Source organism: Nocardiopsis camelliae, from assembly GCF_028993595.1.
GTDB classification, from domain to species: domain Bacteria; phylum Actinomycetota; class Actinomycetes; order Streptosporangiales; family Streptosporangiaceae; genus Nocardiopsis; species Nocardiopsis dassonvillei.
The window spans coordinates 5,704,473-5,724,460 of sequence record NZ_CP118614.1; the positions used below are offsets into that span (position 1 = coordinate 5,704,473).

A 19,988-nucleotide genomic window follows, 5' to 3' on the forward strand; every position below is an offset into this window, starting at 1 on the left:
GTACGGAAACCGCGCCGGTGCGCCGGGGTGCCTCGCCCGGAGCGGACTCCGGGCACCGGTTACGGGCACGGGCGCCGGCACCGGCACCGGCACCGGCACTGGCACGAGGTCACCCCGGGTCAGAACCCGCGTGCCGCGCCCCCGGCCTCCCCGCCGGGCCCGCTCAGACCGTGAAGACGATCTTGCCGAACTGCTCGCCCTCGGCCATCGCCCGGAAGCCCTCCTCGGCCCGTGCCAGGGGCAGCACCCGGTCGATCTCGGGCCGGATGCCGGTGCGCACGCACATCCGGGCCAGGGCGGCCAGCTCCTCACGGGTGCCCATGGTGGAGCCCAGGACCCGCAGCTGGAGGAAGAACACCCGGTTGAGTTCGGCCGGAGGCGCGTCGCCGCTGGTCGCGCCGCAGGTGATGACGGCACCGCCCGGCTTCAGGGAGCGCAGCGAGTGCGCCCACGTGGCCTGGCCGACAGAGTCGAAGACGGCGTCGACCTTCTCCGGCAGGCGCTCGCCGGTGGGCAGCGCCGCGTGCGCGCCCAGGGAGAGGGCCCTGGTCCGCTTCTCCTCGCTGCGGCTGGTGGCGTAGACCCGGTGGCCCACCTGCGACGCCAGCCGGATGAGCGCCCCGGCCACGCCTCCCCCGGCGCCCTGGACGAGCACCGTGGAGCCCGGCCGCAGGTCGGCCTTGCCGAAGAGCATGCTGTAGGCGGTCAGCCACGCGGTCGGCAGGCAGGCGGCCTCCTCGAAGGACAGCTCCTCCGGCTTGGGCACCAGGTTGGCGCGGGGCACCAGGACCTTCTCGGCGAAGGTGCCGTCGTGGATCTCCGAGAGCAGCGACCGGCGGGGGTCGCGCGTCTCGTTCCCTCCCCCGGCGGCCGGGTCGCCGACGACGCCGTGCACGATGACCTCGTTGCCGTCCTCGTCCACCCCGGCCGCGTCGCAGCCGAGGATCATGGGCAGGCGCTCCTCGCTGAGCCCGACGCCGCGCAGACTCCACAGATCGTGGTGGTTGAGGGACGCGGCCCTGACGTCGACGGTCGTCCACCCCTCACGGGGTTCGGGGTCGGGGCGTTCGCCCGCCTCCAGGGCGGAGACGGGGTCGTCGGGCGCGAAGCGTGCTGCGGTGATAGCGAACATACCCCGAAGCCAACCACGGAGACCGAATCCGGTTCCACCCCCGGGGGCCGAAACGCGCGGGGAGCGGACCGGCCGCTACGGGTCGGTCGGCTTCCTGCCCGCCTCGAAGCGCTCCCGGTACCTGCGCTGCGCCTCCTCCATCACGGCCTCGGAGAGGTAGGCGACCGGCCGCACCCCGCCCAGGAGCGGTTCGTGGTCGGGGCCGTGGGCGACGGTGTCGCCCCGGAGGACCCACCCCACCCGGTCCGGGTCGTCCTCGACCAATGAGGCGTACTTGCGCACCTGGCGGGAGAGCCAGTCCTCCAGGGGCCGGGTCCACCAGGACTCGGGGGTGAGGACGGTGACCGAGAGACCGGGGAGTTCGAGTTCGCTCTCGTAGTCCTTGCTCACGACGTGGCGGTCCCACTCGGGGCCGTCCGAGTAGCGCAGGTAGAGGCGGTCGTGGCCGCGGATGAGGTCGGCCAGCTCGGACAGGCTGGCGACAGTGGGCAGGGCTGCCGGTGAGCCGTGGTGCTGAGGAGTCGCGTCCATACGGCCCGACTACCCCGCTCGCCGGGGAGGAAGCCCGGCCGCGCGTCAACACGGAGGCAAGGCCGCCGCGCCGTTCACGGGCTCGCGCCCCGCCCCCGGCGCTCCCGCTCCGGCGCGCTCCCCGGCTCGGCCCCGCTCTGCGATGCCGTCGTCCCCGCATTCCGGCGCACTTCCCGTTGCCGTCCCCGGTTCAGGCGCGCTCCCCCGCCCCCGCCACGTCACCGGACCGCAGGAGCGGCGGGTACAGCTCACGGGCGCCGCCGAACCGGTACAGGGCCGCCGGACGGCCCGCCTCCGCCGTGCGCCGCTCCCCCGTGGGCTCGACGAAGCCCGCCGTCCTGGTGACCTTGCGGCGGAAGTTGCTGGGGTCCAAGGAGATGCCCCAGATCACCTCGTACACCCTGCGCAGGTCGCTGATGGTGAAGGGCTCCCGGCAGAAACCCGCGGCCACGGTCGTGTACTCCAGCCGGGACCGCGCCTCCTCGACCGCGTCGGCCAGGATCCGGCCGTGATCGAAGGACAGGCCGAAACCCGGGCCGAGCGCCTCCTCGACCGGCGTCCAGACGGCGTCGGCGGCATCGGTCCCCGCGACGGGGGTGGGCAGGTCCGGCCCCAGCGCCAGGTAGGCCACGGTGACGACCCGCCCCCTGGGGTCACGGCCGGGATCGCCGTAGGCCCGCAACTGCGTCAGGTGCAGTTTGCGCCCGTCCAGCCCCGTCTCCTCGTCCAGTTCACGCAGGGCCGCCTCGTCCAGGCCCTCCTCCGGGCGGACGTATCCGCCGGGCAGCGCGCCGCGACCGAGGAAGGGTTCCTTGCCCCGTTCCACGAGCAGTACGTGCAGGGCGTCGTCGCGCACGGTGAATATGACGAGGTCGACGGTCACGGAGACCGGGAACCTGGGAGTGGCGGGCGCCGCACTGGAACTCATCCCACCAATCCTACTAAAGGTCCACTTGACCAAAAGCATCGCCTCGCTTATGGTCAAGTTGACCAGAAAAAGCCCCCCGGGACGCCGCGGACCCGCCGGAACACACGCGAGGAGCACGCCTTGACGGAGTTCACGCTCGGAGTCGCCAGTTCCCTGGCGGCCACCGCCGCCACCGTCGGGCTGGGATGGCTGCTGTCCCGACGGGTCCGCCGGTGGCTCCTGTCGGCGGCCTCCCGCCTCAGCGGGCTCGGGACTCTGCGGGTCTACCGGCACCAGGACGACGCGAAGCCCGAACTGTCCGAGGAGATCGGCCGGGCACGGTGGCTGCGCGTCATGGTCGGGCGGGGGAACGAACTCACCCGGGACGGCTTCACGCCGTTGTGGAGCGGCGGAGGACGGCCGCCGGGCTCCGTACGGGTTCTCCTGCCCGACCCCCACTCCCCCGGCCCCGGGGGGAACTGGCTGGAACGCCGGGAGAGGGAGCTGATCTCCGTGGACCCCGGGTTCAGCCCCGGGCTGCTCTCCGAACAGGTGCTCGCCAACTTCCACTACCTGGCCCAGGCGTCGAGGGAGGGGGCGAACACCGAGATCCGCTTCTACGACCTGCCGAACCTCTACCGGGTCGTCGCCACCGACAACATCGCCTTCATCACGCTGTACCGAAGCGCCGAACACGGGCGTCACTCGCCGTGTATCGTCGCGCACCGATCGGGCGAGCTGTACGACTTCGCCCTACGGATCTTCGACACCGCCTGGGAATCCGCACGGGTTCCCGGCGACACGCCCTCCCTGGACTCCTGACGGCCTCCGGCCTCAGCCCGCGACCGGGAAGAGCCCCGGGCGGCAGCGGTGCCACCCGCCGCCCGACATCCCCCGACCACTCGTCAGAGGACGCCGCCCCTGCGCGCGGTGTCCCCAAGGAGCCTGTCGTGACCGAGACACCATCACAGAACAACGTACGAGGCCCGGCCCAGCGCGTGGACGCGGCGAGCGTCGATGCGGCCGCGGGCGCGCCCGAGTACGACTCCACCTCACGCCTGAGCTGTGCGGCCTGGACCGACCCCGCCTTCCGCGCCGACGTCCTGCGCGAACGCGTGGAGAACCCCCACCGCACCCTGGCCCGCGAACCCGGCATGGACGCCGCGCGGGTCACACAGGAGTGCGTCCGGGCGAGGAGCGTCCGGGCCACCGCGGGCGCCTGGTTCCTCGGAGCCTGCCTGGTGCTCTGCCTCCTCAGCCCGGCGGTGGGCTTCAGCGCCCTCGTGCTGACCGCCGTCGTCGGCGCCGTGAGCCGTTACCGCGCTGCACGGGGCGCCGAGAGGCCGCGCGGCGGCTGCCTCGTCTGGCTGGTCGGCGCGGTCGTCGTCTACCTGCTGCTGAGCGTGGGTGCCGCGTCCCTGTTCATGGGCGTCGGCGGAGGGGGAGAGTTCGACGCCTCCGACCCCTCGACCGGGTTCCCCGGAAGTTCCGGTGCCTCGTCCGAACTCCCCGAGGGCTCCAGCCTGCTCCCCGCCTGGCTGGGGCTGCTGCTCCTGGTCGGCGTCGCGGTGGGCCTCGGCTGCTGGGTCCGGGCGCGGACCAACAGCGCCCTGGACGCCGTCAGGGCCCGGGCGGAGCAGGCCTGGAAGGGCAGCGGCGTCGGGACCGTTCCGGTGGCCTTCTACAGCGACTTCAAGCCCTTCGTCGGGGCCGGGGCGCGCTACGACTCCTGGCCCGTGACCCTCAAGCTCCTCCCCGACCGCGGCCGGAGCGAACCCGCGCGGGTCCCGGCCGCCGCCCCGTCCACGCCCTCCACCGCCGTCCACGGGACCGAGGACTCCGAGTCTGCGCCCGCCCTCGCCGGGGCCGACCTGGTCGAGCGCCTCTATGCCAGACTGCGCGCGGAGCTTCCCGCGCTCACCGGAACCGAGGGGGTGCACAGCAGCACCCGGCGCGAGGTCGAGGTGGCCGACTGCGTCTTCCTTCCCGGCCTCCGCCAGGACGACGTGGTGGCCCTGGCCCCACGGCTGATCGAGCAGAACCGGTGGCGGCTGCGCGAGGAGTGGGTCCGGGGCTTCGTGGAGGTCTTCCACGAGCGCGCCCGGCACTTCCTGGAAGTCGGGATCAGCATGTGGGAGAGCCAGGTGGTGGTCACGGTCTTCGTGCGCCTGTCCACTCAGGGAGGCCTGCTGCACGTGGAGGGGGAGACCCTGGTCATGCCCCCGATCTCCCCCGAGTACGGGATGCCCGCGGGGCCGCTCCCGACGGGCGCCGACGCCGAGGAGTGGGTCCAGCTGGCGTGGCAGTCCCTGCTCGGCGTCGTGGACGACCTGAGGACCAACCCCGTCGAGGCCCTGGCCTGGGTCGGGTCGCGGAACGCGCTGAGGAAAAACGACCGGCTGCACGCCTGGGCCCGCGAGCACGGGGAGTTCTTCGACTACGCCCCACGGATGGGCGTCCGGGAGCGGGCGGCCACGGACGGCCTCCAGCAGCTCTTCCAGTCCCACGACGTCCGCCGCGTCACCCGGGCCATCCCGGAGAAGGTGCTGGTCTGTGTCCGCGACGTGCTGCGGGAGGCGGGATACGACACCGAACAGGTCGCCCGCATCATCCAGACCTTCAACCACTACGGAGCCCACTTCTCCGGAGGGAAGCAGACCATCACCGGCGGTGACTTCAGCTCGCACAACACCATCAACGAGCCCCCGTCGGACGACGGCGCACAAACGCCCGGCAAGACCGACCAGACCGACTAGCCCACGGACCGGATCCCCGTGGACCGGTCGAGGAAGACAGGTGGAGACAGCGCGATGAACGACAACCACTACGGAGCCCACTTCTCCGGAGGAGAGCAGACCATATCCGGCGGTGACTTCAGCTCGCACACCGTCGTCAACCCAGCGCACCCCGACCGGGCTCCTTCGCACCAGCGCACCGCTGGCCGCGACGGGAACCGGTCCGGCCCTACGGCGGACGCGGTGGTGATCACCGCGCTCGCCAGCGAGTACACCGCCGTGGCCAGGCACCTGTCCGACGCTTCCGGCGAGGTGAACGCACGCGGAACGCTGTTTCGCACCGGCACCCTGAACGGCTTCCGCAGAACCCGCCGGGTCGCTCTGGCCCAGGTCGGGCCGGGCAACGTGGGCGCTGGGGTCCACGTGGAGCGGGCGCTCACGACCTTCGACCCCGGGGTGATCCTGTTCGTCGGTGTCGCCGGAGGGCTCAAGGAGGACGTGCGCCTCGGCGACGTCGTGGTCGCCGACGCGATCTACGACTACGAGACGGGCAAGGACGATGAGGAGGACTTCCGGCCCCGGGCCAAGACGGCGGCGCCCTCGAACGACGCCGTGCAGAGGGCCAGGACCGTGGTCACGGACGGCGGGTGGCAGCGGCGGTCGCTGGCCGCGCCGCGGGTGGACGCGCCGCGGGCCTTCGTCAAGCCGATCGCGGCGGGCAGCACGGTCGTGGGGCACGAGCGCTCACGCACCGCCGAGCGGCTGCGGCGCTACTGCGGGGACGCGCTGGCGGTGGAGATGGAGGGCTACGGGTTCCTGCACGGCGCCTACCTGTCCTTCGGCACCCACGCCCTGGTGATTCGCGGGATCTCGGACATGCTCAGCGACAAGACCCCCGGTTCCGACGACTTCTGGCAGCCGGTCGCCGCTGCCCACGCGGCGGCCTTCGCCTGCGAGTTCCTGGACCTGTTCGGCTCCGAGGCCTGATCCCGGGAGGGGAACCCGTCGGGGCGGCGTGATCAACCCCATGATCGCCGCCGCCCCGACCGGACTCTGATCGCTGGAGGGAAGCCGAGAAGCTCTTCTCTCTCCTTCTGTTCAGATCAGGCCGACCACGCGGGCCGTTCCCGAGCTGGGGTACTCGCGCAGGAGTACGGCTTCCGGGACTTCCTGGAAGGTCCCCGGGCCCACGAGCTGTTCACTACGCGAGATGCTGAGTACTTCGCTGAGGTCGACCTCGACAGGCAGCGTCATCGCTGTTTCCTGGCTCTCGGAATCCCAGTCGAAAACAGCGACCTCCATATTGCCTTCCTGCTCGGACCACCTCAGCTTGAGCAGGGAGTCCTCCAGGGCGAGCTGGCCGGAGAGGGTACTGCTCAGGCTCTCGTCGTCGGTGACAACAGTCTTCCGCACCTCACCCGAGAAACTCCGCATCTCGAAACGGACCTCCCACTCGCCGTCTCCGAGGTCCTCGGTGCGTACCGCCAGGTACCCGTTGGGAAGGATGCGCAGGACGTAGTCCTCGTTCTAGCTGGGGAGTGAGTCGGAGAGGACCCCACCGCCCTCGGTTCCGATGACGACGGTGCCACGGAGTGATGCCATGTTCTGGAGCACGGCCACATCGCCCACCGGCGCGAAGGTTACCTCTTCGGGAGCGTCGTGGTACTCGTAGTCGCCGTCGAAGTCCTGCCCCTGCACCAGACTCCACCGGACCGCGCCCGTGGCCGTGGCCGTGTCGAGACTGGCCAGCACGGGCTCGCCAGCACCGCACCGGTACACCACGACGACACCGCTCGAAGTGAGAAACCCTCCTCAACGTGCGGATTACCCGAACCGCCCACACACTCCAGGTCATCGTTACGCCAACCCGGTTCCTCTTCCCACGGGTCGAAGGAGACCACGACGCCTTCTGAGCCGCTGCTCCCAGCCGTGACAAGCCCTTCGTCGGCCACCAGGCCCGCCCCCGAGGGACAGGTACCCCGCCTCGGTCTCACCGTGCTCGACGAAGCGCACCTCCTCGCCGGTTCCCGAGTCCAGGAGCGTGAGGGAACCACCCGCGCTCACCGCGACCAGGGATCCGTCCGGCGAGACGGCGAGCTCGGCCTCGGCTTCCAGAAGCCGGTAGCTCCACACCTCCTCTCCGGTACGGGTGTCCAGTTCCACGGCCCCGTCCTGCATGTGCAGCACCGCGCCCGTAGGCATGGGGAGGATCTCCAGGAGCGCGCTGTCCTCCGGTCCTTCCCAGGTCCACGCGGCCTCGGAGACAGTGGTCGGCACGGAAAGCTGTTCGGGTTGGCGTCCGGTCACCTCGTGGGCGACCTCGTATTCGGCTAACCGCCGGGACGAACTCTGTCCGGTGTCCTGGTCAGACAACAGGACGAACCCGCTCACCACCAGAAGGAGCGCGGGAGCGGCCGTAACCACTGACCAGAAGGCTTTCCTGTTCATCATCAACCAGATTTCCCCGCGAAGACACCCTAGTACTCCAGTTGTAAAGCCGATTTGTCATAGTTCCTGAAGTGCCTGTCTGCGGTAGACGACGTGGCGATCGAAATTCCGAACGCCAGAAACAGCGATTTCGCTCCAGCCAGTTTCGAGCGCACCTTCAGCCGACCTTTCTGTCGGAAATTTTCCCAATCCCAACAGTCGGCCTCGATCGCTTACCCACACCAGCTTGCAGTTCCCCCAGCGACAACAACCTAAAATAACGGTGTTGGGGCTCTACACCGACCTCAATCTCACCGTCGATCAGCGGCGAGTCATCGATGCCCTCTGAAGGTCGTTACTCTTCTCTCAAAGAACTGAGCATCTCGTTAACCAAGGTCCTTACAGCAGACGGAGGACTTTGCTCCTCCCAGTTTCTGCAGCTGGTCGCATGCACCGACTCGCCTTGCTCACGGAATTCCAAGATAGAGAAGTCTTCCATTCCCACGTCGACCGCTGGGTCCTGAACGAGTTGCCAAGCGCCCTGAACAGCCACTTGGAGATCGATCTCCGCAGGCATACCGAAGACAACCAAGTCGGGGCGGACCTCGTCGTCTTCAAGAGGAACCGGGAACACCTCGCGCAGAGGCTGGTAATCAAAAACCGACGGAACTACATAATCTGCACCCGCAGCCATTCTGGCGCCATCCGCAACAAATGTGTACTCGATATCACCGTTTTGGGAAGCCAGCGCCTGACCCAGCAGATCATCCGTTGTACCGGGAACCGTCGCACCCGACAGGTAGAACATGTCTATGTTTTCGGACGCCTCCGCATCCCACTCCTCTCTCCAGTATTCACCTCCTTTGTCTTCCCCTAGATGCACCAGAGCCTGCCGTACTCCACCATCTTCTGCAAGGCAGTTCAAAGAAGCAATAAATCCTACAGGGACAGGCATCACGTCCACTCCAACAGAGGCATCAAACCGGCCGGTTGCACAGAGAGAACTAACATTTTCCTCCCATGGCAGCTCTCCAGAATCAAGTTCATACGATTCCATGGACATGCCTTCACCTTCAGGAGAGATCCTCATAAAATATTCATCAGAAAAATAATAGTCTCCATCTTGGCCCCCTCCCATCAGGGAATCGGCAGAATGCTCATAAAGACTGTTTCCATTTGATGACTGCAATCCCACAACACTGCCGTTCCCCCAGGGAAGAACCCCATCTCCAAACTCGCTGGGATCACCTCAGTGGCACAAGAGCAGCTACAGCGGTGGCTCGCACCAGAACTGTGTGGAGGTCGCCGAGGGCTCCGAGCACACCCTGGTCCGCGACACTCAGCACCGCGACCACGGCCACCTCGCCTTCGGAAGCCCCGCCTGGTCCGGCTTCCTCGCCTCCGTCAAGGGCGACCGCTGACCGCATCGCACCGGCCCCTGTCCCGCGTTTCCGGGACGGGGGCCTTTTTGTGCCCCATGCCCGGATAGAACCTTTTTTCTTTTTGGCGAGCAAAGTCCTCGCAAGGCTTCTGAGCTGCACCGACGGCCAACTTTCGGGTTCCTCGAACATTACTTCGCCGTAGTTTCGCCAAGCACTCCCGCGATGCCTTACCCTTTTCCCGAACACACAACTGAAAGCACGAATGACCCCGCGACGGTCACTAACCGCCCGGGGCCTTGGCCAGCAACATTGACTTCTTCAACCACAAGGACTTGCCGACATGCGCGATTTTAGCGTGTCCCTTATCCGGCGTGCCCTCGGCCCGCTGATCGCCTTCCTCTCCGCCCCCTGCGGACGCCACTCCACCGTGGCCGGTCGCCGCCGTCGCCGCTCCACCCGCGTCCACCGCCACGCTCCCGCGCCTCTCCCGGCCCCGCTTCCGCCTCCCCGCCTGGCACTGCCCGGGCAGACCGTTCCGGCCGAGGACATCGCCCTGGTCAGGCCCTACTTCGCCGCCCACGAACTTCTGAGCGCACGCGTATCCACGGTCCGGATCCCAGCGCCCCGCAGCGCCGAACCCGCTTCCGAGACGGACGAGGTCCAACGCGCGTTCGCCCTCGTCCAGGAACGCGCCGCCGCCCTGGTCCAGCAGTGGCGGGACGACCCCGGCGGCGACCTGCTCGGCGAACCCGCGCCCCGCTTCGGCGTCGTCCGGCCCACCGAACCCGCCCGCACCCGGCCAGCCCGACCCACCCGCTCCGCCGAGTGGGCCGAACTCGCCTCCCTCGTCCGCACCTGGCACGACCAGCAGCGCCAGGCCGCACCCGCGTGACCCCTTCCCCGCCCCTACGACAACAACAAGGAACGCCGTGCCCAGCGAAGAACACGAGATACCCCTGAAGATCATTCGGAACGCACCGGAGGTGGTCATCCCCCTGCTCCGTGACGCGGTGGGCTTCGAACTGCCCGAGTACACCGAGGCCTCGATGACCTCCTCCGAGTGCACCGACAGCAAACCGCGCGTCTACACCAGCGACGGCGCCGTGGTGCTGCGCAACGGCACCGAGAAGGTCCTGGCCGTGGTCGTGGAGCGCCAGCACAAGCAGGAACAGGACAAGTTCTGGACCTGGCCGGTCTATCACGCCACTGTCCGGGCCCAGGTCAAGTGCCCGACAGTGCTATTGGCGCTGTGCCCCACCGACGCACTCGCCCGGTACTACACCGGTCCGATCCACACCGGGCACCCGGGCGACCACCTCACGCCTCTCGTGGTGGGACCGTCCAACACTCCGGTGGTCGCTGACCCGGAGCAGGCGCGGAGTATGCCCGAACTGGCGGTGCTGTCGGCCAAGGCGCACGGTGACCACGATCTGCGCACGCTGGACGCGGTGATGGAGGCGCTGAACGCCGTGTCCTCCGACCACCGCGCGTTCTACTATGACTACGTACTGGCCGGGCGCTCCGACGAGGCCCGGAAATACCTGGAGGACCTGATGTCCGTGGGAACCTACAACTGGCAGAGCGACTTCGCCCGCGAGTACGTCGACATCGGCCGCGAGGAAGGCCGCGAGGAGGGCGTCGCGCGCAGCGTGATCCTCTTCCTCTCCTCCCGGGGCTTCGAGGTCTCCGACGAGGTCCGCCAACGGATCGAATCCTGTGACGACCTCGCCACCCTCGAAGGCTGGGCCAGCAAGGCCGCCAAGGTCAACAGCCCCGAGGAACTCTTCGGCTGAGGCCGGGCACCACGACCACGTGTGGGGGGTGGGAAGCCGCGGCTTCCCACCCCCACACCTCACCCCAGGGTCGGGGGCCAGTAGCGCTCCAGGATCGCCCGCGCCTCCATCAGGGCCTCCAGCACGGCCGCGGCCACCTCATCGGTGTACCGGGGCGTCGGGACCGAGCAGCTCAGGGCGTCCACGGCCGGGTTGTCGTAGCGCAGGGACACCGCCACGCACCGCAGGCCCACGACGTTCTCACCGTCATCGGTGGAGTAGCCGCGCTCGCGGATGCGCGCCAGATCATCCAGGAGCGCGTCCACGTCGGTGATCGTCTCGTCGGTGAGCGCCTCCAGCTTCGCGGGCAGCAGGTCGCGCACCTGCCCGTCCTCGCGCTCGGCGAGCAGGGCCTTGCCCAGGGCGGTGCTGTGCGCGGGCAGCCGTCGGCCCACCCGGCTGAAGGGGCGCAGGTAGTGCCGTGACTCCTGGGTGGCCAGGTAGACGACGTCGCCGCCGTCGAGGCGGGCCAAGTGGACGGTCTCGCCCAACTTCTCGGCGAGGGAGTCCAGGTGGCCGCGCGCCTGGGCCACGCGGGCGTCGGAGTCGATGTAGCCGGTCCCGGTGAAGAGCGCGCGGATGCCCAGCGCGTAGAGGGTCCCGGTGGGGTCGGAACGCACCCAGCCCCGGTTCACGAGCGTCTGCACCAGCGCGTACAGGCTGCTGCGGGGGATACCCATCTCCTCCGAGAGGGTGCGCAGGGTGATCGGGTCCCGGTAGCGCGCCAGGATCTCCAGGAGTTCGACGGTGCGCGCCGCCGACTTGACCTCTCGGACACCGCCGTGACCTTCCGCGGCCGACACTCGACCGCCTCCTTCCTGCTGCGTGCGGGCCGGGTCGGCCCCCCCCGGCCGCGGACGGCCCGCCGGGGGCGAGCGAGGACGTCCGCCTCGGGGTCCTCAGTGTAGAACGCCGTTCGCCCGGACACCGTCCCGCGCGCCCCGGAACACGTGGCGAAACCCTTCCGCCACAGGGGTTCCCGCCGTCTGCGCCCCTGCCCTTCCCCGCGTCCGCACCCGCCGCGGCGGAGCGCCCGCCCCCTTCGAAACAAGGCCTGCCATGCTCTCCACCACCCACCCCTCGGCCCCGGGGCGTTCCTCTCCGCGGGCGAAAGCCCCCGCCGCGGCCTGGTCCCTCCCGCCGTAGGCCCTCATCCTCACCGTCGCCCTCGGCGTGGTCCTGCTGTTCGTGCTGGTCCTGCGGGCCAAACTGCACGCCTTCATCGCGCTGCCCCTGGTGAGCGCGGCCGTGGCGTTCGTCGCGGGCCTGCCCCTCAGCAGCATTCCGGGACTGCTCGAAGCCGGAATGAGCGACACCCTCGGCGGCATCGCCATCATCGTCGCCCTCGGCGCGATGCTGGGCCGCATGATGCAGGAGACGGGCGCCGCGCAGCTCCTGTCACAGCGCCTGCTCACCCTCTTCGGTGAGGGCCGCGCACCGCTCGCCATGGGGCTGACCGCGCTGCTCCTGGGCATCCCCTGCCCGCCACGGCCCTGCCCGCCATCGTCCTGGCGTTCATCATCGCCACGATCACGCGCGTGGCCCTGGGGTCGAAGACGGTCGCGATCGTCACCACCGCCCCGATCGTGGCACCGCTCATCGCGGATGCCGGGATGTCGCAGCCCGAGATCGCGCTCGTGGTCATCGCGATCGCGGCGGGAGGGACGGTGCTCTCGCACGTCAACGACTCCGGCTTCTGGCTGATGAACCGCTACCTCGACATCGACATCAAGACCACCCTCAAAAGCTGGACCGTGATGGAGACCCTCATGGGGTCCATCGCGTTCCTGATCGCCGCCGCCATCAGCGCGGGCCTGGCGCTGGCCGGGTGAGGGACGACGACGTGACCGCCCCGGCCCGGCCCGGCCCGCAGGAAGCGTCTGCGGGCCGGGGCGGTCGCGTGTCGGGCTACACCGCCAGCGGCGAGCTGACCGGCAGGGAGGTGTCCGTGGCCAGGTCCAGCGCGGACGCGGGCAGGCCCGCCGCCACGACCTCGGCACCCAGGGCGGCGATCATCGCGCCGTTGTCGGTGCACAGGCGCGGGCGCGGGACGCGCAGTTCGACGCCCGCCTCCCGGCAGCGCTGCTCGGCCAGCGCTCGCAGCGCCGAGTTCGCCGCCACGCCACCGCTGATGACCAGCGTGCTCACGCCGTGCTCCACGCAGGCGTCCACCGCCTTGCGGGTGAGCACGTCCACCACCGACTCCTGGAAGGCGGCAGCGATGTCGGCGACCACCAGGGGCTCGCCCCGGCGGTCGGTGTCCTCCACGTGGCGGGCCACGGCGGTCTTCAGGCCCGAGAACGAGAAGTCGTAGGTGCCGTCTCCCCACTTGCCGCGCGGGAAGCGGATCGCCTTGGGGTCGCCCCGCTGCGCCGCCTTGTCGATGGGCGGACCGCCCGGGTAGGGCAGGTCGAGCAGGCGGGCCACCTTGTCGTAGGCCTCGCCGGCGGCGTCGTCCACGGTGTCGCCGAGCGAGACCACCTCGGTGGCCAGGTCATTGACCAGCAGCAGCGAGGTGTGGCCGCCCGACACCAGAAGGGCGATCGAGGGCTTGGGCAGCGGGCCGTGCTCCAACTGGTCCACGGCCACGTGGCCCACCAGGTGGTTCACGCCGTAGAGCGGCTTGCCCAGGGCCATCGCGTACGCCTTGGCGGCGGACACGCCCACGAGCAGGGCGCCCGCCAGGCCCGGGCCCGCGGTGACGGCGACGGCGTCCACGTCCGACAGCTTGGCCCCGGCCTGGTCCAGCGCCCGGTGCACGGTCGGGGTCATCGCCTCCAGGTGCGCGCGGCTGGCCACCTCGGGCACCACGCCGCCGAACCGGACGTGCTGGTCCACGCTGGAGGCCACGGCGTCGCCGAGCAGCTCGCAGCCGCGCACCAGGGCCACGCCGGTCTCGTCGCAGGACGTCTCGATCCCCATGACCAGCGGCAGGTCACTCATGGTTCCCCTCCTCGGCGACGCGCCGCATGACGAGCGCGTCCGCCCCGTTGTAGTAGCCGCGCCGCACACCGATCTGCACGAAGCCGAACCGGCCGTAGAGCCTCTGCGCGCGCGGGTTGTCCGAGCGCACCTCCAGGAACACGTGGGTGACGCCGCGCCGCGCCGCCTCGGTGAGGAGTTCGGTGAGCAGCGCGCTGCCCACGCCCCGGCCCCAGACCTGCTCGGAGACGGCCATGGTCTGCACGTCGCCCTCGGGCGGGACGGCGCGCAGCCCCGCGTAGCCGACGACGGCGTCCCCGGACACCGCGACCAGGTAGTGGCGCGTGGGCTCGGCCAGCTCGTCCCTGAGCATGCCCTCGCTCCAGGCGTCGAGGGGGAACAGGGCGTGTTCGAGGTCCATGACGGCCGCGACGTCGTCGGGGGTCATCGCGCGCAGGCTCACGCCGGTCAGGCCCGGCGGCGGGGTCACTTCACCCACTGGCGCACCTTCTTCGGGGCACCGGGCTCCACCGCGTCCGGGCGGCGCAGGTAGAGGGGGTTGGGCGCGGGCAGCTCCTCACCGCGGCCCAGGCGCAGCAGGGCCAGCTCCGCCATGGCTGCGGCGTCCGGGTGCAGCGGGTCCGGTGCGGCCGAACCGGCGCCGAGCACGTCGGCGTACATGCGGGCGCCGTCGCCGACCAGCGCGAGCCCGCCGGTGTCCACCTCGGCGGGGCGGTCGACGCGCACCTCGCCCACGCGGGTGAGCCGGTCGTCGTAGCGGGCCCAGAACACCTCCTTGCGGCGGGCGTCGGTCATCGCGACGAAGGGTTCGGTCCGGCCGGTGGCGAAGGCCAGCGCGTCCAGGGTGGTGAGGCCGTGGCAGGGGACGCCGAGGGCGTCGGACAGGGCGTGCGCGGTGGCCAGCCCGACCCGCAGGCCGGTGTAGGGCCCGGGGCCGATGCCGACGGCGATGTGGTCGAGGTCGGCCAGGACGATCCCGGCCTCCTCGGTGAGCCGGGCGATCGTGGGGCCGAGCAGTTCGCCGTGGCGGCGGGCGTCCACGGAACCGGCGCTGGCGCGCAGCGTGAAGGAACCGTCGGCGCCGGTCTCGCCGATGGCGGCGGTGACCGCCGGGGTGGCGGTGTCGAAGGCCAGGAGGAGCACGGGTGACCGCCTATCGGGGCCCGGCGGCGGTGCCGGGCAGGTCGGCGCCGGTCCACCGGGCGCCGACCGCGCGCAGGTGGACGGAGCGGGTGTCGTCGGGGTGGCGTTCGATGCGGATCTCCAACCGGTCGTCGGAGAGCCCCTCTGCCACGCCCTCGCCCCACTCCACCACGGTGACGGAGTCGGGCAGGGTCATGTCCAGGTCGATGTCGTCGATCTCGCCGGGCCCGCCGAGCCGGTAGGCGTCTACGTGGACGAGGTCGGGGCCTCCGGTCAGGGAGGGGTGGATCCGGGAGATGACGAAGGTCGGGGAGGTGACCGATCCGCGCACGCCCAGGCCCTCGCCCAGGCCCTGGGTGAGGGTGGTCTTCCCCGCGCCGAGCGGCCCGGACAGGATCAGCACGTCGCCGGGTCGGGCGAGGGCGGCGAGGTCGCGGCCGAGGGTGCGCATGGCGTCGTCGGTGGCCGCGGTGACCTCGCGGACGGTGGCCGCACCTGGAGTGGTTGCTGTCGCGTCTGTCATCAGATTCGCTGCTCGTGGTCTGGGTGGATGGTGGATCGCGGCGCGCCGGGTCAGGGCGTGTGCGGGCGGGGCCGGATGGAGCGCGCCCCCTTCCACCCAGGTTAGGCCGGATGGAGGAGATCTGTGACCGGATCGCGATGACCGGTCAGGCTCCCGCCTCCGCTCAGGCCTCCCCGCCGACGTACTCGCGCGGGACCCGGGGCCCCACCCGGGTGACGATCTCGTACGGGATGGTGTCCAGGATCCGGGCCCAGTCCTCGGCGGTCGGGGTGTCCGGGTGGTCCCCGGGGTCGCCGAAGAGCACCGCGTACTCGCCGGCCTCCACGGCGTCGTCGCCGACATCCACAACGAACTGGTCCATGCAGACTGTTCCCGCGATGGCGCGGCGGCGTCCGCCCAGGAGGACGGGCCCCCGGTTGGTGGCGGCGCGGGGGACCCCGTCGGCGTAGCCCAGCGGCACCAGGGCCAGGGTGGTCTCCCTGTCGGTCACGTAACGGTGGCCGTAGGAGACGCCGCTGCCCTCGGGGACGCGCTTGGTGAGGGCGAGCCGGGAGCGCAGCGTCATCGCGGGCCGCAGCCCGGTCCCCGTGAGTCCGGGGATCGGGGACAGGCCGTAACTGGCGATCCCGCCCCGGACGAGGTCGAAGCGGGCCTCGGGGAGGGTGAGCAGCGCGGCCGAGTTGGCGATGTGCCGGACCTCGGGGGTCAGGCCGGCCTTGTCCGCGGTCTCCAGGGCCTCGTGGAAGCGGGAGAGCTGGCGCGCGACGGAGGGGTGGCCCGGCTCGTCGGCGCAGGCGAAGTGCGACCACACGCCGGTGACGCGCAGGTGCCCCTCGTCCTCGGCGCGGGCGGCGGCCTCGGTCAGGGCGCCCCAGCCGGCGGGGCCCGCGCCGCCGCGGTTGAGGCCGGTGTCGGCCTTGAGCTGCACACGGGCGGTGCGGCCGAGGCGGCGGGCCTCGGCGATCACGGTGTCCAGTACCGCGCGGTCGCTCACCCCGAGGTCGACGTCGGCCTCGACGGCCTCCGCGACCGGCTCGCCGGGCGGGATGATCCAGGCCAGGACGGGCAGGGTCAGTCCGGCGCGGCGCAGTCGGAGGGCCTCGCCGATGAAGGCCGTGCCCAGCCAGGTCGCGCCGCCCGCGATCAGGGCGCGCGCTGCCGGGAGCATGCCGTGCCCGTAGCCGTCGGCCTTGACCACACCCATGAGCGGGGTGCCCCCTGCGGACTCGCGGAGCACCCGCGCGTTGTGGGAGATCGCGTCGAGGTCGACGCGGGCGTGCGCGAAGTGAGACATGTACTCCAGTGTTCCACGTACGCGGGACCGGAGCGGAGCAACGCCGGAACGCGCCCGGGGAGGGGCCCGACACGCCGGGGAGGGCGTGACCGTTTTTCGCGGCGCCCCAGGGCGTCCCGCGTGACCAGGCACGATGCGGGTTTTCTCGGTCACCCGTAGTACATGGGTGCATGCGGGGTAGGGGATCGGCCCAGAGGCACAGTATCTGGGGGTACTGGCATGACCGAGATAGGTAGCGAACGACCCGTCAACACCACGAGGCTGTGGTACGGAGGGATGGCCACCGCCGTGGTGGCGGCGCTGGTGATCTTCGCGGGCGCCCTGGTGTTCCGTGGGGTGTTCGGGGTTCCGGTGCTCGCACCGGAGGACGCGGGGGCACTGGGCGACGCGAGCACGGTGGTCTACGCGCTGATGGCCGCCGTGGCGGCGCTGCTGGCCACGGGGCTGATGCACATGCTGCTGCTCAGCGCCCCGCGGGCGATGAAGTTCTTCGGGTGGATCCTGGGGCTGGTCACGGCGATCGCGGCCGTCGCCCCGTTCAGCGAGCCCGTGGACACGTCGAGCCAGGTCAGCACGTCCGTGATCAACCTGGTCACGGGCATCGCGATCATCACCCTGCTGCGGAGCGTGGGGCGCGCCTCCACGCTGAGCGGCCGGACCCCGGGCGACGCCCGGACGGCGTACACGACGCACGAGGCGACCGTGAGGCCGGTCGGAGAACCCGAGCCGGAACCCAGGGACGAGACGCAGGCCGTGGATCCCAGGGAGCCCGTGCAGGGCGAGGAGCCCGCCTTGCGGCACGAGGGCATCCTGCCCGACGTGAAGCAGGGCGAGTACCGCAGGAAGCAGGTCCGCGCCCAGGAGATGGACGCGGAGGCGGAGGAGGCCGGGCGGGACCGGCACGGCCGCCAGGCTCCGGGAGACCAGCACGCCGGGTGACCGGTACGCCGGGTGACCGGTACGCCGGGTGACCGGTACGCCGGGTGACCGGTACGCCGGGTGACCGGTACGCCGGGTGACCGGTACGCCGGGTGACCGGTACGCCGGGTGACCGGTACGCCGGATGACCGGTACGCCGGATGACTGGTACGCCGGGCGGCCGACGCACCGTCGGGGCGGCCCGCCGTACGGCCCCGGCGAGCGACCGGACCGGGTGACCCGTGAACCCGGGAACCAGAGCGGCGCCCCCTGACCCGAGGCGCACGAGGGGGCGGAGCCGAGCGGCTCCGCCCCCTTCCGCGTGCCCGGGGCCCGGGCGGGAGGCGTGCCCGTCAGGGGCGGAAAGCCCGTCCGGCGGGGGGTGCGAGGCTCGCCCCGTAGAGGGTGGAGACTCGCCCGGCAGGGGGCGGGAGCCGACGCGACGAAGCACCGCCAAGCGGGGCACATGACCGCAGACGACCCGAAAACGTCACCCGATCCGCATAACTCGCCATCCTCCCCTTTTCTGGCAAAGAAGAAAAACAATTCCCATCGGGGCGAACCAGGGGCGCACGAAGAAACCATCGGCGAAAACTGCGGCGGGCGTTTCGAGGCGCGCAAGCGCGGGAAAAAACAAAGCACAGGAAAGGCGGGGAAAAAGAAAAGGGGAACCGCCGAAACCGCCCTCCGGAGGCGCCGCGCCCGCCCGCGCGCCTCGAAGCCCGAAAACCCCGCCCCTTCTGCCGCTTCCCAGCTCTCCCCCACTCCCCCAAGGCCCCGGAGGACGCTGTCGGCCAGCGGTCGGTGCCCGTACGCGGCACGACCGCGGCGAGCCGCCCCGCGTCGGCCGTCCTCCGGGGCCGCGAAGCGGAGATCCGGCCGCGTCCCCGCCCTCCAGGACCGGCCGGATCTCCTTTTCCGCAAAAGGATGACGAGGGGCACCAGGGGTTCCGGTGTTTCCACCCGGGAATCGTTTTTCCGACCGCCGCACGGCCGAACCGATGGGTGTTCGGACGCACCGGACCCGCGTTCTTCCTTTCGGGGGCTTCTTCCCTTCCGCGGCACCCGTGTGGCGTCCGCGGTTCCGGCGCGGTGGCCGCCCCGGGATGTTCCCGACACTGGGCCCGGGGCCCGTACGCCGCCCGCCGCGCACCGCGCACCGCCTGCCGCGTGGGACGGCCGTGGTCCCCGGCCGGGAGCGGGGCAGGGATCGGGTGCGTCGGATCTGGCCGCATCCGGCCAGGTCCGGATGGCACACCGCACGTATCCGGATGGTTCGGGAACGTCCGCTCTCCACCCGCACTGCTCCCGACCTGGTCTCACCTCCGTGGCGGGTGGCGATCCCCGGCCCGACGGCGTCCGCACCCGCCCCGGCGGATGTCGGTGGAACGCCCCACAATGGAACCATTGCCTACATTCCGCACGTCGGTACACACCGCATGGTGAGTGCCTCCGAGCGGGGCGGCGGAGAGGGCAGGGGAGGAGAGAACGACCGGTGAAGTTCGACATCGTGCACCTTGACCAGGACGGGGAGGCACCCCCGCCGCGAACGCCGGTTCCGGAGGAGGTTCCCGACCGGGCGGAGCGACCGTCACCGCACCCCGGGCTCAGGATCCAGCGGTCCTCGGAGTACATGCGCCTGCGCGCCCGCACCGACCTCACCCGGGTCCGCTCGGCCCTGAACCGCATGCTCCACACCGTCGAGGCGGCCCGGGCCGGGTCCGAGCCCCTCGTCGGCTCCGGCCCCGACGCCAGGCCCGGGTCCTTCCGCCCCGAGGCGTTCCGCTCCCGTCCCACCCCCGAGAAACCCCGTGAACAGCGGCAGGAGGAATCCCCGTGACCGCCTGGGACATCAATCCCCCGGAGATCGGCACCGTGCTCGTCAACACCCTCTCCCACCTCGGCGAGGAGGGCGGGTCCGAGGGCCTGTTCGGCGACATGACCACGATCGAGGAACGCGTCACCACCCTCAGCACCCACATCAACAGCGCACCCATCGGCGTCGCCCTGGGCGAGTTCGCCGAGCACTACTTCGGACTCATGGGCGACATGCTCTCCCTGACCGGCAACGCCGTCACGCAGACCAGCGAGGCGACCACCGCCTACGTCACGGGCAACGAGGAGATGGCGCTGGAGGCGCAGCGCAACGCCGGTGTGGTCCCCGACCCGCCCCCTCCGCCCGCCCCGGGCGGGAACGCCGAACTCGTCTGACCCGACCGCC

General features: G+C 70.8%; 23 protein-coding genes and 1 pseudogene. 11 read left to right on the top strand and 13 right to left on the bottom strand.

Annotated features, from left to right (window positions below):
• Nucleotides 1-163: 163 nt before the first annotated feature.
• The 3 genes from PV789_RS24840 to PV789_RS24850 form a co-directional block, all read right to left on the bottom strand.
• Nucleotides 164-1,132 (bottom strand): zinc-binding dehydrogenase, encoded by a 969-nt coding sequence (locus PV789_RS24840; protein ID WP_274974786.1) that lies wholly within the window; start codon nt 1,130-1,132, stop codon nt 164-166.
• A 75-nt stretch (nt 1,133-1,207) separates the two neighbouring features.
• On the bottom strand, nt 1,208-1,663 hold the full coding sequence (locus PV789_RS24845) for a DUF6098 family protein (RefSeq protein ID WP_274974787.1): 456 nt from the start codon (nt 1,661-1,663) through the stop codon (nt 1,208-1,210).
• Between the two features lie 190 nt (nt 1,664-1,853).
• Nucleotides 1,854-2,591: an NUDIX hydrolase gene (locus tag PV789_RS24850; protein ID WP_274974788.1), complete on the bottom strand. Its 738-nt coding sequence runs from the start codon at nt 2,589-2,591 to the stop codon at nt 1,854-1,856.
• A 120-nt stretch (nt 2,592-2,711) separates the two neighbouring features.
• Here PV789_RS24850 and PV789_RS24855 point away from each other — a divergent pair, with 120 nt between their 5' ends.
• The 3 genes from PV789_RS24855 (at nt 2,712) to PV789_RS24865 (ending at nt 6,292) form a co-directional block, all read left to right on the top strand.
• Entirely contained in the window at nt 2,712-3,392 is a 681-nt protein-coding gene (locus PV789_RS24855; RefSeq protein ID WP_274974789.1) for a hypothetical protein, read from the top strand.
• Between the two features lie 128 nt (nt 3,393-3,520).
• Nucleotides 3,521-5,326, top strand: a complete 1,806-nt coding sequence (locus PV789_RS24860; protein WP_274974790.1) for an AbeC-like domain-containing protein — start codon at nt 3,521-3,523, stop codon at nt 5,324-5,326.
• A gap of 54 nt (nt 5,327-5,380) precedes the next feature.
• A complete protein-coding gene (locus PV789_RS24865) occupies nt 5,381-6,292 on the top strand; it encodes a 5'-methylthioadenosine/S-adenosylhomocysteine nucleosidase family protein (RefSeq protein ID WP_274974791.1) in 912 nt (303 codons plus the stop codon).
• Nucleotides 6,293-6,403: 111 nt separating this feature from the next.
• Here the strand turns inward: PV789_RS24865 and PV789_RS24870 are convergent, their stop codons facing one another.
• The 4 genes from PV789_RS24870 to PV789_RS24885 form a co-directional block, all read right to left on the bottom strand.
• Nucleotides 6,404-6,718, bottom strand: coding sequence for a hypothetical protein (locus PV789_RS24870; RefSeq protein WP_274974792.1), 315 nt, complete (start codon nt 6,716-6,718; stop codon nt 6,404-6,406).
• Nucleotides 6,719-6,832: 114 nt separating this feature from the next.
• Nucleotides 6,833-7,057 carry a hypothetical protein gene (locus PV789_RS24875; protein WP_274974793.1) on the bottom strand — a complete coding sequence of 75 codons (225 nt, stop codon included), beginning with the start codon at nt 7,055-7,057 and terminating at the stop codon, nt 6,833-6,835.
• Nucleotides 7,058-7,162: 105 nt separating this feature from the next.
• Nucleotides 7,163-7,582, bottom strand: a complete 420-nt coding sequence (locus PV789_RS24880; protein WP_274974794.1) for a YncE family protein — start codon at nt 7,580-7,582, stop codon at nt 7,163-7,165.
• 505 nt (nt 7,583-8,087) lie between these two features.
• Nucleotides 8,088-8,927 (bottom strand): hypothetical protein, encoded by an 840-nt coding sequence (locus tag PV789_RS24885; RefSeq protein WP_274974795.1) that lies wholly within the window; start codon nt 8,925-8,927, stop codon nt 8,088-8,090.
• Between the two features lie 43 nt (nt 8,928-8,970).
• Between PV789_RS24885 and PV789_RS24890 the strand changes: the two genes are divergently transcribed.
• From PV789_RS24890 to PV789_RS24900, 3 genes are all read left to right on the top strand, one after another.
• On the top strand, nt 8,971-9,153 hold the full coding sequence (locus PV789_RS24890; RefSeq protein ID WP_274978248.1) for a DUF397 domain-containing protein: 183 nt from the start codon (nt 8,971-8,973) through the stop codon (nt 9,151-9,153).
• Between the two features lie 301 nt (nt 9,154-9,454).
• Nucleotides 9,455-10,006: a hypothetical protein gene (locus PV789_RS24895; RefSeq protein WP_274974796.1), complete on the top strand. Its 552-nt coding sequence runs from the start codon at nt 9,455-9,457 to the stop codon at nt 10,004-10,006.
• A 37-nt stretch (nt 10,007-10,043) separates the two neighbouring features.
• Nucleotides 10,044-10,907 carry an RpnC/YadD family protein gene (locus PV789_RS24900; RefSeq protein ID WP_274974797.1) on the top strand — a complete coding sequence of 288 codons (864 nt, stop codon included), beginning with the start codon at nt 10,044-10,046 and terminating at the stop codon, nt 10,905-10,907.
• Nucleotides 10,908-10,966: 59 nt separating this feature from the next.
• On the opposite strand, the gene PV789_RS24905 is transcribed toward PV789_RS24900, so the two are convergent.
• Nucleotides 10,967-11,749 (bottom strand): IclR family transcriptional regulator, encoded by a 783-nt coding sequence (locus PV789_RS24905; RefSeq protein WP_274974798.1) that lies wholly within the window; start codon nt 11,747-11,749, stop codon nt 10,967-10,969.
• Between the two features lie 385 nt (nt 11,750-12,134).
• Here PV789_RS24905 and PV789_RS29895 point away from each other — a divergent pair.
• A pseudogene (locus PV789_RS29895) lies at nt 12,135-12,365 on the top strand (GntT/GntP/DsdX family permease); the annotation flags it as partial.
• A gap of 119 nt (nt 12,366-12,484) precedes the next feature.
• On the top strand, nt 12,485-12,778 hold the full coding sequence (locus tag PV789_RS29900) for a GntT/GntP/DsdX family permease (protein WP_475466189.1): 294 nt from the start codon (nt 12,485-12,487) through the stop codon (nt 12,776-12,778).
• Between the two features lie 76 nt (nt 12,779-12,854).
• On the opposite strand, the gene tsaD is transcribed toward PV789_RS29900, so the two are convergent.
• From tsaD to alr, 5 genes are all read right to left on the bottom strand, one after another.
• Entirely contained in the window at nt 12,855-13,889 is a 1,035-nt protein-coding gene (tsaD, locus tag PV789_RS24915; RefSeq protein ID WP_248772077.1) for a tRNA (adenosine(37)-N6)-threonylcarbamoyltransferase complex transferase subunit TsaD, read from the bottom strand.
• A complete protein-coding gene (gene rimI, locus PV789_RS24920) occupies nt 13,882-14,316 on the bottom strand; it encodes a ribosomal protein S18-alanine N-acetyltransferase (protein ID WP_268742939.1) in 435 nt (144 codons plus the stop codon). The genes tsaD and rimI overlap by 8 nt, the downstream gene beginning before the upstream one ends.
• Before the next feature lie 38 nt (nt 14,317-14,354).
• Nucleotides 14,355-15,032, bottom strand: coding sequence for a tRNA (adenosine(37)-N6)-threonylcarbamoyltransferase complex dimerization subunit type 1 TsaB (gene tsaB, locus PV789_RS24925; protein WP_274974799.1), 678 nt, complete (start codon nt 15,030-15,032; stop codon nt 14,355-14,357).
• Nucleotides 15,033-15,042: 10 nt separating this feature from the next.
• The gene (tsaE, locus tag PV789_RS24930; protein WP_212642749.1) at nt 15,043-15,555 is read right to left on the bottom strand and encodes a tRNA (adenosine(37)-N6)-threonylcarbamoyltransferase complex ATPase subunit type 1 TsaE; all 513 of its coding nucleotides are present in this window, start codon (nt 15,553-15,555) and stop codon (nt 15,043-15,045) included.
• Nucleotides 15,556-15,718: 163 nt separating this feature from the next.
• The gene (alr, locus tag PV789_RS24935; protein ID WP_274974800.1) at nt 15,719-16,849 is read right to left on the bottom strand and encodes an alanine racemase; all 1,131 of its coding nucleotides are present in this window, start codon (nt 16,847-16,849) and stop codon (nt 15,719-15,721) included.
• Nucleotides 16,850-17,068: 219 nt separating this feature from the next.
• Between alr and PV789_RS24940 the strand changes: the two genes are divergently transcribed.
• The 3 genes from PV789_RS24940 to PV789_RS24950 all read left to right on the top strand — a co-directional run bounded on the left by PV789_RS24940 (nt 17,069) and on the right by PV789_RS24950 (nt 19,978).
• Nucleotides 17,069-17,788: a DUF6069 family protein gene (locus tag PV789_RS24940; RefSeq protein WP_274974801.1), complete on the top strand. Its 720-nt coding sequence runs from the start codon at nt 17,069-17,071 to the stop codon at nt 17,786-17,788.
• Nucleotides 17,789-19,262: 1,474 nt separating this feature from the next.
• Nucleotides 19,263-19,607, top strand: coding sequence for a hypothetical protein (locus PV789_RS24945; protein WP_274974802.1), 345 nt, complete (start codon nt 19,263-19,265; stop codon nt 19,605-19,607).
• On the top strand, nt 19,604-19,978 hold the full coding sequence (locus PV789_RS24950; RefSeq protein ID WP_274974803.1) for a DUF6507 family protein: 375 nt from the start codon (nt 19,604-19,606) through the stop codon (nt 19,976-19,978). The genes PV789_RS24945 and PV789_RS24950 overlap by 4 nt, the downstream gene beginning before the upstream one ends.
• Nucleotides 19,979-19,988 lie beyond the last annotated feature (10 nt).

What these genes read in the sequence shown, in the direction of transcription:
- PV789_RS24840 (WP_274974786.1), bottom strand. Translation starts at nt 1,132, where the DNA reads ATGTTCGCTATCACCGCAGCACGCTTCGCGCCCGACGACCCCGTCTCC.
- PV789_RS24845 (WP_274974787.1), bottom strand. Translation starts at nt 1,663, where the DNA reads ATGGACGCGACTCCTCAGCACCACGGCTCACCGGCAGCCCTGCCCACT.
- PV789_RS24850 (WP_274974788.1), bottom strand. Translation starts at nt 2,591, where the DNA reads ATGAGTTCCAGTGCGGCGCCCGCCACTCCCAGGTTCCCGGTCTCCGTG.
- PV789_RS24865 (WP_274974791.1), top strand. Translation starts at nt 5,381, where the DNA reads ATGAACGACAACCACTACGGAGCCCACTTCTCCGGAGGAGAGCAGACC.
- PV789_RS24895 (WP_274974796.1), top strand. Translation starts at nt 9,455, where the DNA reads ATGCGCGATTTTAGCGTGTCCCTTATCCGGCGTGCCCTCGGCCCGCTG.
- tsaD (WP_248772077.1), bottom strand. Translation starts at nt 13,889, where the DNA reads ATGAGTGACCTGCCGCTGGTCATGGGGATCGAGACGTCCTGCGACGAG.
- rimI (WP_268742939.1), bottom strand. Translation starts at nt 14,316, where the DNA reads ATGACCCCCGACGACGTCGCGGCCGTCATGGACCTCGAACACGCCCTG.
- tsaE (WP_212642749.1), bottom strand. Translation starts at nt 15,555, where the DNA reads ATGACAGACGCGACAGCAACCACTCCAGGTGCGGCCACCGTCCGCGAG.
- alr (WP_274974800.1), bottom strand. Translation starts at nt 16,849, where the DNA reads ATGTCTCACTTCGCGCACGCCCGCGTCGACCTCGACGCGATCTCCCAC.
- PV789_RS24940 (WP_274974801.1), top strand. Translation starts at nt 17,069, where the DNA reads ATGACCGAGATAGGTAGCGAACGACCCGTCAACACCACGAGGCTGTGG.